The following is a 13,934-nucleotide window of genomic DNA, read 5'->3' as shown; positions in this document are numbered from 1 at the left end:
TTCGTTGCTAAAAGCCCAGCGCGAAGACCGCAAGCGCCTGCAGCGTAGCGAAAGCACTACCTATGAGGTGGTGGCGGCTGCAGACCATAGCTACGAGATTTCGGGCACGGTGCACGACCGAGAGACCGGCGAGCCCCTGATAAGCGCCCCCGTGCAGGTGAAAGGCCTGATGGTAGGAACCCTGACGGATGCCGACGGCAGGTTTACACTCCGGTTTGCAACTGGCGATTCTGCCACCATACAGATAGAATATGTGGGCTACCTGCGGCTAGAGCAGGCAGTGTATCCCGGTGCTAGCGAGCTGAAAGCGGCCCTGGCCCCCCAGGTGTTTATGACCGATGAGGTGGTGGTATCGGCCGCGCGCCTGGAGGAAAAAACCATGAACAGTGTGGTGTCGGTGTACAAGATCAACGCGATGGACATACGCCAGTCGCCCAACCTGAACCTGTACAGCATGCCCTACAGCACACCCGGGGTGGAGGTGGTGAGCAGCAGCATCGGGTTTCAGGTAATGAATGCCCGGGGCTTCAACTCTACCAGCAACGCCCGCTTTTTGTACTGGGTAGACGGGGTGGATGTAACAGCACCTGGCCTGAATATCGTAGTGGGTATGCTAAATGGGGTGAACGACCTGGACGTGGCCAGTGCGGAGATTACCACGGGTCCGGCTTCGGCCCTTTATGGACCCAATGCCTTCAATGGGATGTTTCAGGTATATACCAAGAGTCCGTTCGACTTTCCCGGCCTCTCCGTATCCGCCAAGGCGGGGGTAACCCATGCAGACAACATAGATCACTACCCGTCTCCGATGTATGATGTGGGCGTACGCTATGCCCATCGCTTCAGCAACCGATGGGCGTTCAAGGTAAACAGCAGCATCCTTTCGGCCTATGACTGGGAGGCAAATAGCCGGCGGGACGTGCAGGTGTATGAAGGGGTAGGGAACAACATCCCCGGGCCCGGAAATCCCGGATATGATGGCGCAAACCGCTACGGAGAAGTGGTGAATAATGTTTTCACTCCCAGCCGGTCGTCCACTCCTTTCCTGCTGCCGGGTGCCCAGGTGGCTCCGCTCACCCAGTCTCTGCTGTTGGCTCGCACCGGCTATGCCGAACCCGATCTGCTGGACTACAATATGCGTAATGTCCGGACGGATGCCAGTGTACACTTTCGACCCACCGACAAGCTGGAGCTGATTGCATTCGGCAGGTATGCCCTGGGCACAGCCATCTATCAGGCTACCAGTCGTTTCAACCTACAGGACTTTGCCACCTACCAGGCCAAGCTGGAGCTGAGGGGGCGAAACTTCTTTGTGCGCACCTATACCAGTGGCCAGTACTCTGCCAATAGCTATAACTCTGAATTGGCTGCTGTATTTATCGAGGGCAATCGTAAGGCGAACGAAAACTGGTTTGCCCAGTACCTGCTGGCCTATACGGGCGATCAGTTTCTGAACGGCGCCCTGCAGGCCACTGGCCAGCCTACCTTGGCACCGGGTAATGACGCGGCTGCACGCGCCTTTGCCGACGGAGACAACCGGGCGCTGCAGCCGGTGCTGCAGCAGATTCTTTTCAGCCAGCTGCAGCCCACACTGGGCACCACCGCTGCCCAGCAGCAGGCTGCGGTGCTTAGTGCCCTCTACAGCGGCGGGCAGGCCCGCGTGGAGCCCGGCAGTGCTGAGTACCAGGGGCTGCTGCAGCAGGCCAAGCGCCAGCGCATAGACGGTAACCTGAACACCGGCGCAAAGTATTTCGACCGATCTCGTTTTTACCATGCCGAGGCCCAGTACAACTTTGAGCAGCTGAAGGAATATGTGGAGCTGATAGTGGGTGGAAACTACCGGCTGTATACCCCCAATAGCGGGGGGACCATCTTTGCCGACACCAATGGCGTATCGCTCACCACCTACGAGTACGGAACCTATGTGCAGGCCTCGCGCTGGCTGCTGAACGAGCGGCTGCGGCTGCTAGGTTCGCTCCGCTTCGACGGGCACAAATACTTCCAGAGCCAACTCTCGCCGCGCCTCGCCGCCCTCTACGCACTGGGCGAACGAAAAAACCACATTGTACGCGCTACCTGGCAGACTGGCTTCCGCCAGTCTAGCCTGCAAGACCAGTTTTCTTTTCTGGATCTGGGTAGGGCAATCGATGTGGGTGCTATAAAAGCCACCCTGGATAGGCTGAACTTGGAGACGGGAAATAATTTTTCCCAATCCTCCTACCAGAGCTACCTGGCAGCCCGCCAGCAGGGCCAAACGCCCGAACAGGCCGCCCAGCTGCTACAGCGCATAGACATACAGGTGCTGAAGCCCGAACAGGTAATCAACTATGAGCTGGGCTACCGAAACCAACTGAACGACCGCCTGAGCGTGGATGTAGTGGGCTACTACAGCGAATATCGACGCCTGATTGCCAATGCCACCTTCCTTACGGCCACCCTCTCCGACCTGGATACCCCCAATGAGACCCTGACAATCGACGATATAGAAAATCGAAACTTTGAGGTGTACCGCATTGCTTACAACAATACCCGGAGCATTCCGGTATGGGGCTACACCCTGGCGGCGGGCTACCGCCTGAACCGGCAGCTGACCCTGGATGCTAACCTGACGCACAATGACCTGAAAGGGGAGGACGAGGCGTATATAAACCAGAACTTCAGCAACGGTTTCAACTCATCCCGTTATCGGGCCAACATCGGCCTCTCCGGTCGCAAGATTCGAGATCGCTGGGGCTTCAACGCCATCTGGCATTGGGTAGATGCCTTTTACTATCAGGCTGCCATTGGCCGGGGCGTTGTGCCTGCCTATCAGACCGTAGACCTACAGGTAAGCTATAGCCTGCCCGAGTGGTACTCCACCATCAAGCTGGGGGGAACCAACATCCTGAACAACCGCCACATCGAGGTAATCAGCGCGCCCCTCATCGGCAGCCTGTACTATGTGCAGTGGATCCTGGATCTTAATCTACAGTTTGGCAGTGATAAATAGCGGGTTGCTTTCGGCCTGATCGTGCTGCGTAGCAGGCCTGGATGGAGCCAGAACGGTATACACTGTGCCCCATGATCTGTTCGAATGCCGCCTCTTTTTGTTTGTCAAAAAAAAAGACCCATTAGTCGCCAAGTTTTGCTTGCAAGTCTCAAACTCGTCGTGTATCTTTGTACTAGTAGCTTGCAGCAGTGTAGGTTATCATAGTAGTTAGTTTAGTTAGTTTATTGTTGAACCCCAAAGTGCCGAGTCACTTGGGGTTTTTTATTGCCGGTTATTTGATTCTTCTTTGTAGCCATGCTACGTTTTATCGGGTTGTCGCTGCTGCTAGCCTTTTCCGTGCCCCTACAGGCCCAGTATCACCTTGCCGAGCTAGGGGCGGGCATCCAGGCAGGGCCCACGCTTTCCGCCCTGGAGTCTGCGGATGGCATTGGCACCCTGGCTCGGGCTACCATTTTCTACACCCACTTCATCTGCGGCAAGCCCTACGGCTACCAGCTGGAGGCAGGCCCCTCTTATCTCAGTCAGCACCACACCTTGGCCCCCGGCCAGGGCATCACCACTAACCGGGCCGGGGGGCACCTGGCTGCCTTGTTCAAGCTGCGGCGCAAAAACTACCATCGCCCCCGCGAGGCATACCTGCTGGCAGGCCCCCGCCTGGAGCTGCTGGGCGGCGGCGATGAAAAAGCCGCTTATTTGGTTGCCAATCAGCCCGAGCAGGCTACCCTGGAGCAGCCCGGGCTGCAGCTGGCTGCCAGCCTGAGTGCCTGGTACCGCCTGCCCATGAGTAAACACAACAGCTGGCTACTGGGCCTGGGGGCAGACTATGCCCTACTGGGCACCGACCGCTACCGCCCTACGGCCACCGCCAGCCGCACGGGCGCCCCGCTACTACGGCTGTGGATGGGCGTGGGCCTCACCTTCTGGAATAACCGCTAATGTCTTTTTGGGCAGCCTGTGTACCGCTGCGGGCTTGTGCACGGGGCCTACAGCTGCTACCTTTGTGTACAAACGATTACCCGTATGCAGATCGATAGAGTGCTCATATCCGAGGCCTACACCTGGCAGGCCTATATGGCCCTGTTTGAAGACAAGGTGGCTGCCAAGGCTACTACTGGCCCAAACCAGAGCGATGAACTGGTGCAATACACTGCCCTGAACCTGCAGCGCAGCCGCCGGGTAGCCCAGCAGACCCAGCTAGCCCCCAGCCTGCAGCAGGCCCTGCAGCAGGTGCCCGGGCCCTGGGTGTGGCTAGCCCTATCCGAGATATGGTGCGGAGACGCAGCACAAAGCCTGCCTGCCATAGCTGCTATGGCCGAGTATAGCCCACAGATAGCCCTGCACGTCCTGCTGCGGGATGAGCACCCCGACCTGATGGCGCATTTCAAGACCAACGGGGGCATTGCCATCCCCATCGTCATCTGCGTGCGGAGCACGGACGGCCAGGTGCTGGGCCACTGGGGGCCCCGCCCCGCCCCGGCCCAGCAGATGGTGGATGACCATAAGGCCAACCCCATCCGCAGCCGGCAGGAGCTGTACGCCGACCTGCACCACTGGTATGCCAAAGACCGCACGGCCACCCTGCAGCTGGAGTTTATACAAAAGATAAAAGACTGGAGCCGCTAGCATGCTCACCCGCCTGCTGATACAGAACTATGCCCTGATAGACGCCCTGGACCTGCAGCCTGGCCCGCAGCTCAACCTGATTACGGGCGAAACAGGGGCCGGAAAGTCCATCATGCTGGGTGCACTGGGCCTGATACTGGGCGAGCGGGCCGACACTGCCGTGGTGCTGGATACGGCGCGTAAGTGCGTGGTAGAGGCGTACTTTAGGCTGCCCGATGAGAGCCCCGTGTGGGCGGCCATGGCCGAGGCAGACCTGGACCGAGAGGGGAACGAACTGATCCTGCGGCGCGAGCTAAGCCCACAGGGGAAGAGTCGCGCCTTTGTGAATGACACCCCCGCCACCCTGCCTGTACTGAAGGCCCTGGCTAGCCAGCTGGTAGACCTGCACAGCCAGCGCGATGGGCAGCGCCTGCTGGATGAGCGCGAGCAGCTGAATATGCTAGACCAGTATGCCGGCACACAGGCGCAGGTGGCCGCATTTGGCCAGGCACTGCGGGCCATACAGGCCCACGAGCGCCAACTGGCCCAGCTACAGGCCGAGCACCTGCGGGCCAGCCAAGAGGCCGACTACCGCCACCACCAGCTGGACGAGCTGAGCCAGGCACAGCTACAGGCTGGCGAGGACGAGGCGCTGGAACAGGAGCTGCGCAGCCTGCAGCACTACGAGGCCCTGACCCAGGGCATGGGCGAGACCCTAAGTGTGCTCAGCGAATCTGAAACCGCCGTGCTGCAGCTGCTGGCCCGGCAGCGCCGGGTGCTGGAGCGCCTGGCCAGCCTGCACCCAGCCCTACCTGGCCTGCTGGACCAGCTGGCCGAGGCCCAGGTGCTGCTGCAGGATGCCAGCCATACGCTGAGCCACGAGCTGGACCAGCTGGAGCGCGACCCCCAGCGCCAGGCCGAGCTGGAGGCACGGCACGACCTGTACACCCGCCTGAAGCTGAAGTACAAGGTGGCCGTGGCGGCAGACCTGATTGCACTACGAGACCAGCTGGCCCTACAGCTGGGGGCCTACCAGGATAGCGACCGGCAGCAGGCCGAACTAAAAGCACTGATAGCCGCCGGATACCAGCAGCTGGCCCAGCTAGCACAAGCCCTGGAAGAGGCCCGCCAGGTGGCGGCTGTGCGGCTGGCCCAGCAGGTGAATGCCCAGCTGGAGGCGGTGGCACTGCCGCATGCCGAATTTGCCATTGAGCTGACGCGGCTGACACAGCCCGATGGCCCCCTGAAACTGGGCGCTGACTACCTGCAGCCCCAGCCGAATGGCATCCACCGGCTTAGCTTCCGCATACGCACCAATGCCGGTGTACCCATGGGCCCGCTCAACCAGGTAGCCAGTGGCGGAGAGCTGGCCCGCGTGATGCTAGCCCTGAAGGCCGCACTGGCCGAGCACACCGATCTGCCCCTGCTCATCTTCGACGAAATAGATACGGGCATATCGGGTGAGGTTGCACTCCGGGTGGGGCGCGTTATCCAGCAGCTGGCGCTGCGCCACCAGCTCATTGTCATTACCCACCTGCCCCAGATTGCCAGCCGCCCCGCCACCCACTACTATATCTACAAAGATGTGATGAACGGTAAGACAAATACGCGCATTAGACCCTTACTTGCAGCCGAAAGAGTGCAAGAGGTAGCGCGCATCATGGCCGGAGATAACCCCAGCCCGGCTGCCCTGGCCTCGGCCGAGGAACTGATGCGATAACACAAACCCAAGCCACCAAGGGCGCTATTTTGGAACAATTTTTGTATTAAGCCAAACATGTATACCCCCATGAACAAGAATAGGAAGCGGATGACGAAGCGCGAAGCCGGTGTGCCAGGTAGCTGGCGGCAAGTGCTGACTGGTACGCTGCTGGCTGTGCTATTTGCAGGCAGCGCCATGGCCAAGGCGGGCCAGCCCCCCACCATACGGCTAGAAGTGGGCAAAACCTACACCTACCAGCTGCAGGCTAGCATAGAGCAGACCCAGAGCGTGATGGGTACTAACGTACTGGTAAAACAAAATACCCGGAAGGTAACCGATTACAAGGCGCTCCGTACGCGCCAGGGGGGGGGCTATGTGCTGGCCGTAACCCTGCGCAAGCTGGTAGCCGATAGCGAAAACAGCATGCAGGGCAAGGAGGACTACAATAGTGAGGATGCCGCAGACAAACCCTATGATGCTGTGCGCCTGGATGCCTGGATGATAGACCGAACCTATGAAGTGGAACTAGATGCGCAGGGAAAGGCCGTAAAGGTTGTAGGATGGGAGGCCCTGCGCAAGGAGATGGAGGAAAAGGTAAGCTTCAAGGGCGAGCAGTCTCAGCTCATGAAGGCGGCACTGATCAACGCCTATACCGAAGAGAAGGTGCTGGAGCAGGTTACAGCCATTTTCGGCGCTACTCCTGCCGAAGCGCTAACGGCTAATAACAGCTGGAAAGTAAAGCACAAGAAGGGCAAGCACCTGGGCGAGGAAAACTACAAGATAAGTGAGGTAACCGAGGCCCAAATAACCGTAGTGGCCGACTGGGCCAAGGTGCCCAACCCCAAGGCGGAGGCCGAACGCCTGCCCAACGGAATACTGAACGAGGACAAAACCAGTGGTACCCAGCACACGGAGCTGCGTATACAGCCAGGCACCTACCTGCTGCTGGGCCGCTCCATCACCCAGAACATGACCGGCATCCAACAGATGAGCGGCGGGCCACTGGGCAATAGTCCCATTCCGGTGGATACCAAGAGTGAACTAAAAACCAGTATCCAGCTGCTATAATGCGCCGGATGCGTTCTTTGTAAAGCACAAGAGAGAAGACACAGACAGGCCGAGCTGCCGCTTCTGTCCACACCGAGGCAGGGGAGGAAAGTCCGGACAGCATAGGGCAGCCTGCTACCTAACGGGTAGGGGAGGGGACAGGGAGCGGGCATGCTCGCCACCACCCCTCTACGGAAAGTGCCACAGAAAGCATACCGCCTACGTAGCACAGCCCTCACGGGTTGTGCTGCCGGTAAGGGTGAAAGCGTGGGGTAAGAGCCCACGGCTTTGCCGGGCAACCGGCATCGCGGTAAACCCCAGGTGCTGAAAGACCATGTATACCGGCTAGGGTGGCCCGCCCAGTCATGCCGGGGGGTAGGTCGATAGAGCCGATGCGTGAGTAGCGGCCCAGATAAATGGCAGCTGCTGCCAGCAGTGGCAGTACAGAATCCGGCTTACAGGCCTGTCTGTTTGTTCTCGTCTTCCCGCTTCTGCATTTATCCCAAATCCGGTTCACAACCCGGCGGCCTCTGCTGCCGCGTGCCTCTTACGTTTGCTATTTCCTATCCTGCCGTAGGGCCGGCTGTGCCGCCCCTGCCTGGCAGAAAGGTTGATCTGCTTCGAAAAAATGCGGGAGACGAAACGCACCGCTGTATGCCTTCCTTCCAAGGTTTTAAAAAGAAAACGGGCCATCTATCAAGTAGATGGCCCGCTCTTCGTTTAGTGGGAATTGAGGGATTCGAACCCCCGACCCTCTGCTTGTAAGGCAGATGCTCTGAACCAGCTGAGCTAAATTCCCTTCCCGAATGGGCCACAAATATAGAGATAACGTGAATGCCTGCAAGTGTCCGTCCGATTTTTTTATCAAAAAAATCAGACTTTGCCCCTGGGTAGTTCAGCCTGCTATACCTGGGCTCCATGCGCTCCGGCCAGATGGGCCAGTGCCAGGCAGATTCTGTTTGCTTATCTGAACAAAACGCCTGAATTTAGCGTGCGCATAACTCCATGCTATGATACACGAAATTCTGTTCTGGATCCTTGCCACCGTAGGTCTCCTGGGCGGCATTGGGCTTATTACCAGCCGCAACCCCATCTACTGTGTGCTTTACCTGATCGTAAACTTCTTTGCCATTGGCGGCCTATTTCTTAGCCTGGGCAATGAGTTTCTGGCCGTAGTGCAGATCATTGTATATGCGGGTGCCATTATGGTGCTATTCCTGTTTGTCATCATGCTGCTGAACCTGAGTGAGGAGGACATGGAGCCGAATGACCTGACGGTAAACCGTGCTTTCTCCTACATGCTGGGCCTGGCTTTTCTGGCCGAGCTGCTCTATGCCTTTGGCGGCCTACAGGCAGCCATGCCCGAGTACAAAGGGCCCTTTGTGGGCAAAGTGGAGCCAATAGGCCGCTACCTGATGACAGACTATGTGTTCCCCTTCGAGATGATCTCGGTAGTGCTGCTGGTGGCGCTGCTAGGTGCCATGGCCATAGCCAAAAAGCACGGCAAGAAACTGAACCAGACCCCCAGCCAATCGTAAGTCCAGCCAATCTGCAAGTAACCTACGCCCATGAATCCCATCGAAACCCTGTACTACTATCTGGCCATTAGCGCAGCCATGTTTATGCTCGGCGTTATTGGGGTGCTTATTCGCCGCAATGCCATTATCGTCTTCATGTGCGTGGAGCTTATGCTGAATGCGGTAAACCTGGCCCTGGTTGCCTTCAGCAACTATTGGAATGACCCTGCCGGTACCATGCTGGTCTTCTTTGTGATGTGCGTGGCCGCAGCAGAGGCAGTGGTAGGCCTTGCCATCATCATCGCCCTCTTCCGGAACAAGGAGACCGTAAAACTGAATAACGTAAACATCTTTAAGTGGTAGTATGGAGCTGAATGCACTGATCATCTTGTTGCCGCTACTGGGTGCTACCCTGATCGGCCTGCTGGGCTTTGTGTCGCCCGCCTTTCGCCGGCAGGAGAAATTGATAGGCAGCCTGGCTACCCTCATGGTAGCCATTCCGTTCATCCTGGTGCTGCAGGTGTTTCTTACCTATGGCAGCCAGCCCGTTACCTTCACCATCCTGCACTGGATGCGGGCCGGAAGCCTGGACCTAAGCTTTGGCTACCACCTGGATGAACTGAGCCTGCTCATGGGCCTGATTGTAACCGGTGTGGGTTCGCTCATCCATCTGTACTCCATTGGCTATATGCACGGCGACAGCGGGTTCTACAAGTACTTTTTGTACCTGAACCTCTTCATCTTCGCCATGCTGAACCTGATCCTGGGCGATAACCTGATCGTTACCTTCCTGGGCTGGGAGGGGGTAGGCGCCTGCTCTTTCTTCCTCATCGGCTTTTGGTACACCGATATGGAGAAAGCCAAGGCCGCCCAAAAAGCCTTCGTGGCCAACCGAATCGGAGACTTTGCCTTTCTCGTGGCCATCTTCCTGCTGTACTGGAACTTCGGCAGCCTGCAGTACTCCACCATCCTGGCAGGGAGCAAAGACTTCTTCGATGGCGGAGCCCACACCGATCTGGCGTTCTGGATCGGCCTCCTGGTCTTTATTGCCGCCACGGGCAAGAGTGCGCAGATCCCCCTGTACGTATGGCTGCCCGATGCCATGGCGGGCCCTACGCCGGTATCCGCCCTTATCCACGCCGCTACCATGGTTACCAGTGGCATCTTCCTCATTGCCCGCCTCAGTGGTAGCATCTTTATCCATGCCCCAGAGGTGCTGATGATTGTGGGCGTGGTGGGTGCCCTCACCGCCCTGGTGGCCGCCCTCATTGCCATCACTCAGTACGACATCAAGAAAGTGCTGGCTTACTCTACCGTCAGCCAGCTGGGCTTCATGTTTATGGCACTGGGCGCAGGTGCCTTCTCCACCGCCATCTTTCATGTTATGACGCACGCCTTCTTCAAGGCCTGCCTCTTCCTGGGTAGCGGCTCGGTTATCCACGCCATGGACCACACCCATGCGGTTAAGGATCCGCAGGATATCCGCACCATGGGCGGCCTGGGCCGCTTCATGCCCTCTACAGCCATCACCTTCTGGATCAGCACAATCGCGATTGCCGGCATCCCGCCGCTGGCAGGCTTTTTCTCCAAGGATGAAATCCTGGCCAAGAACTTTGCGGCAGCCTATATAGGCGGCGATGCCGTATACTACCTGGTGTGGGGTGTTGGGGTGTTTACCGCCCTGCTGACGGCCTTTTACATGACCCGTGTTACCACCCTTACCTTCAACGGTCAGCCGCGCTTCTCCCTGGAGGGGCACCATCCGCATGAGAGCCCGGCGCTGATGACCATCCCGCTGTGGGTGCTAGCCATACTAGCTGTTGTGGGCGGTGCCGCAGGCCTGCCCGAGCTGATAGACCACGGACACCTGAACTGGATAACCCACCACTGGCTGGCCGGCGAGCAGGGGCACCCGGTGCATAATGTACACTACGAGCACCTGAGTCTCGGCATCGAGGCCATTCTCATTGCCCTTTCTATTCTGATCGCCTTCTTGGGCCTGCTGTGGAGCTACCGCATCTACAGCCGCCGCGGCGTAGCGGGCGACCAGGTAGTGCGCGGCCTCTTCCGTGGCTTGTACCCCGCCATGCAGGGAAAATTCTTTGTAGACGAGCTGTACAATACGCTTCTCATTCGCCCCTTTGTGGCCATTAGCCGCTTCATCGTGGCCCCCTTCGACAAATACGTAGTAGATGGCGTGGTAAATGCTACCGCTGGCATTGTGAATGTATTTGGTTCGGCTCTGAAGCTTTTTCAGACAGGCCTGGTGCAGCACTATGCCCTGCTGATGGTGCTGGGCATTATGGCCCTGCTGGCCTATCTGGCCTTCTAGCCGCCACATGATGTAGTCTCCGGGAGGGGCCGGGTGCTGTTTGTGCGCTACAGGTTTCTGCTCGTGCAAAACTGGACGGGCGGCAGAGGCCAGCTTTGTGACAGGCGGCGATACAGCAGCTCATATTAAGCCTATATTTACGCCACATTCATGGCTTTGGCGAAACAAGAGAACCAGCACATTGCGCTACTAGGCAGCACTGGTAGTATAGGCACCCAGGCACTGGAGGTAGTGGCCGCACACCCCCAGCTGCGGGTAAGCAGCCTGGCAGCAGGCCGGAACCTGGACCTACTGGTGGCGCAGGCCCGCCGCTTCCGCCCCTCGCTGGTTGTCATTGGCGACGAAAGCCGCTATGCAGAGCTAACAGCCGCCCTGGCAGATCTGCCGGGCATACGCACTGCCGCGGGGCTACAGGGTATGATAGAGGCCGCCACCCTGCCCGAGGTGGACACCGTGCTGGGGGCCATAGTGGGTTTTGCGGGCCTGCAGCCCACCCTGGCAGCCATAGAGGCGGGCAAGCAGATAGCCCTGGCAAACAAGGAAACCCTGGTGGTGGCAGGCGAGCTGGTGATGCAGCGTGTGCGTGCCCGAGGTGTACAGCTCCTGCCCGTAGACAGTGAGCACAGCGCCATCTTCCAGTGCCTGCAGGGCGAACCTGCCCACCGGGTGCAAAAGCTGGTGCTTACGGCCAGCGGTGGCCCTTTCAGGGGCTACGATACCCAGCGCCTGGCACAGGTGAGCCGCGCACAGGCCCTGAAGCACCCCAACTGGGAAATGGGGGCCAAAATAACCATAGACAGCGCCAGCATGATGAATAAGGGCCTGGAGGTGATAGAAGCCCGCTGGCTGTTTGACCTACCGCAAGACCAGATAGAGGTGGTAGTGCACCCTCAGAGCATCCTGCACAGCCTGGTGGCCTTTGTAGATGGCAGCTGGAAAGCCCAGCTAGGCCTGCCAGACATGCGCGTGCCCATCCAGTATGCCCTAAGCTACCCCGACCGGCTGCCGCACGCCCAGCCAGATGAGCCAGGGTTCAGCTTTGCCAACTATCCACAGCTAACCTTTGAGCCAGTAGACCACAGCGTATTTCGCAGCCTGGACTTTGCCGCCGAGGTGCTGCGCGATGGCGGAAACCGCCCTTGCGTGCTGAATGCCGCCAATGAAGTGGCCGTACAGGCCTTCCTGGAAGAAAAAATCCGTTTTACCCAACTATATGACCTGGTAGAGGCTGCCCTGCACAGGGTGCCTGCCATACCCAACCCCCAGCTGGAAGACCTGCTGCTAACCGATGCCGAAACCCGGCAACAGGTGGCTGCCCTGGTGTAGCCCCTTACTCCCCATCCCCAGTCTTTTTTTTAACATGGAAACCCTCGTCTATATTCTTCGTCTGATAGGCCTCTTGATTGCCGGCCTTAGTGTGCTCATCATCGTCCACGAGTTTGGCCACTTTTTACCCGCCCGCCTCTTTGGCATGCGGGTAGAAAAATTCTTCCTGTTTTTTGATTGGCCCCGAAAGCTATTTTCCTTCAAAAAGGGCGGCACCGAGTATGGGGTGGGCATGATCCCCCTGGGCGGCTATGTGAAGATTAGCGGCATTGTAGATGAGAGCATGGACAAGGAGCAGATGCGCGAAGCCCCCAAGCCCTGGGAGTTCCGCAGCAAGCCGGTGTGGCAGCGCATGATCGTGATGGTGGGGGGCGTAACCATGAATGTGCTGCTGGCCATCCTGATCTATTCGGGCCTGGTGGGCCTGTACGGCGAGACCAAGGTCTCCAACAAGGCTGTACAGAAGCTGTATGTGCTGGAGGGTAGCCTGGGAGACAGCCTGGGCTTTGAGTCGGGAGATAAGCTCTTGACCTTTATGGGCCAGCCCATCCAGTACTTCGACGAGGTGGCAACCCCCGGCATACTCCTGGAAGACAATGCCTGGTATGAGGTGGAACGTAGCGGCCAGCGCGTAAAGATTACGGTGCCCAATGGGATGATCAATTACTTTGCCGAGATACAGGAAGACCCGATCAAAGCATCTGTACTGATGCCCTGGGTGGGCAACCGCGTATGGGTGGATACGACCGGCGCTGCACCAACGGCAAAAGGCCTGGGTATCCGCACCGGAGATCGCATTGTAGGCTTTCAGGGCAAGGAGATCGTAACCTTTGAGCAGTTTCTGCGCCTGCTCACCAAGGAGAAGATGCTACTGGGCGAAACGGAGAAAAAGACTTTCCGCTTCACCTTTTCCCGTACCGGGCAGGATAGCACCACCACCTATGAGGTGAAAGTGCCCCTGGGCAAGACGGATCAGCTGGGACTGGGGTCTGCCGATACCCTGGCCACCGAGCAGAAGTCCTACGGCTTTCTGGGCAGTATAGGCCGGGGCACGGCGCTTGCCTTTTCCGCAGTGAGCCAGAACCTGAAGGGTCTGGGTAAGGTATTCTCCGGCGATGCCGATGTAACCAAGAGCCTGAGTGGCCCCGTAGGGATAGCCAAGATGTGGGACAAGGCCACCCTGCGCGGCGGCTTGCGCGGCTTCCTGGAGATGATGGCCCTCATCAGCATGGTGCTGGCGCTGATGAACATACTGCCCATACCCGCCCTGGACGGGGGCCACCTGGTGTTTCTGCTGATAGAGGCCGTAACGGGCCGCGAGCCCAGCCTGCGTGTGCGCGAGGTAGCCCAGCAGATAGGCATGCTGCTGCTGCTTAGCCTGATGGCTTTTGTGATATTGAACGATTTCTTTAAGTAAGC

At 58.4% G+C, this 13,934-nt stretch carries 10 protein-coding genes, 1 tRNA gene and 1 other RNA gene; 11 read left to right on the top strand and 1 reads right to left on the bottom strand.

Features of this window, described 5'->3' with window-relative positions; translation table 11 throughout:
- Positions 1 to 4 precede the first annotated feature (4 nt).
- The 6 genes from LW884_06475 to rnpB all read left to right on the top strand — a co-directional run bounded on the left by LW884_06475 (position 5) and on the right by rnpB (position 7,814).
- Entirely contained in the window at positions 5 to 2,989 is a 2,985-nt protein-coding gene (locus tag LW884_06475) for a TonB-dependent receptor (protein ID MCE3007974.1), read from the top strand.
- 294 nt (positions 2,990 to 3,283) lie between these two features.
- Positions 3,284 to 3,925 carry a hypothetical protein gene (locus LW884_06470; protein MCE3007973.1) on the top strand — a complete coding sequence of 214 codons (642 nt, stop codon included), beginning with the start codon at positions 3,284 to 3,286 and terminating at the stop codon, positions 3,923 to 3,925.
- 84 nt (positions 3,926 to 4,009) lie between these two features.
- Positions 4,010 to 4,612 carry a thioredoxin family protein gene (locus LW884_06465; GenBank protein ID MCE3007972.1) on the top strand — a complete coding sequence of 201 codons (603 nt, stop codon included), beginning with the start codon at positions 4,010 to 4,012 and terminating at the stop codon, positions 4,610 to 4,612.
- Position 4,613: 1 nt separating this feature from the next.
- Positions 4,614 to 6,311, top strand: a complete 1,698-nt coding sequence (recN, locus tag LW884_06460) for a DNA repair protein RecN (protein ID MCE3007971.1) — start codon at positions 4,614 to 4,616, stop codon at positions 6,309 to 6,311.
- Positions 6,312 to 6,380: 69 nt separating this feature from the next.
- Complete coding sequence (locus LW884_06455; GenBank protein ID MCE3007970.1) at positions 6,381 to 7,361, top strand: DUF6263 family protein; 981 nt, start codon at positions 6,381 to 6,383, stop codon at positions 7,359 to 7,361.
- Positions 7,362 to 7,402: 41 nt separating this feature from the next.
- Positions 7,403 to 7,814, top strand: an RNA gene (rnpB, locus tag LW884_06450) — RNase P RNA component class A.
- A 250-nt stretch (positions 7,815 to 8,064) separates the two neighbouring features.
- Here the strand turns inward: rnpB and LW884_06445 are convergent.
- Positions 8,065 to 8,139: transfer RNA gene (locus tag LW884_06445), tRNA-Val, on the bottom strand.
- A 211-nt stretch (positions 8,140 to 8,350) separates the two neighbouring features.
- On the opposite strand from LW884_06445, the gene LW884_06440 reads away from it, so the two are divergent.
- From LW884_06440 to rseP, 5 genes are all read left to right on the top strand, one after another.
- Positions 8,351 to 8,878 carry an NADH-quinone oxidoreductase subunit J gene (locus LW884_06440; GenBank protein MCE3007969.1) on the top strand — a complete coding sequence of 176 codons (528 nt, stop codon included), beginning with the start codon at positions 8,351 to 8,353 and terminating at the stop codon, positions 8,876 to 8,878.
- A 30-nt stretch (positions 8,879 to 8,908) separates the two neighbouring features.
- Positions 8,909 to 9,220 carry an NADH-quinone oxidoreductase subunit NuoK gene (nuoK, locus tag LW884_06435; protein ID MCE3007968.1) on the top strand — a complete coding sequence of 104 codons (312 nt, stop codon included), beginning with the start codon at positions 8,909 to 8,911 and terminating at the stop codon, positions 9,218 to 9,220.
- 1 nt (position 9,221) lies between these two features.
- Positions 9,222 to 11,189, top strand: a complete 1,968-nt coding sequence (gene nuoL / locus LW884_06430) for an NADH-quinone oxidoreductase subunit L (protein MCE3007967.1) — start codon at positions 9,222 to 9,224, stop codon at positions 11,187 to 11,189.
- A 150-nt stretch (positions 11,190 to 11,339) separates the two neighbouring features.
- Positions 11,340 to 12,515 (top strand): 1-deoxy-D-xylulose-5-phosphate reductoisomerase, encoded by a 1,176-nt coding sequence (locus LW884_06425; GenBank protein ID MCE3007966.1) that lies wholly within the window; start codon positions 11,340 to 11,342, stop codon positions 12,513 to 12,515.
- A 34-nt stretch (positions 12,516 to 12,549) separates the two neighbouring features.
- Positions 12,550 to 13,932 (top strand): RIP metalloprotease RseP, encoded by a 1,383-nt coding sequence (gene rseP / locus LW884_06420; protein ID MCE3007965.1) that lies wholly within the window; start codon positions 12,550 to 12,552, stop codon positions 13,930 to 13,932.
- Positions 13,933 to 13,934 lie beyond the last annotated feature (2 nt).

The sequence above is a fragment of the Bacteroidota bacterium genome (genome assembly GCA_021300195.1).
Lineage (GTDB): Bacteria > Bacteroidota > Bacteroidia > J057 > JAJTIE01 > JAJTIE01.
The sequence above is the reverse complement of the archived record's forward strand: the minus strand, read 5'-3'. Positions and strand labels throughout refer to the sequence as shown.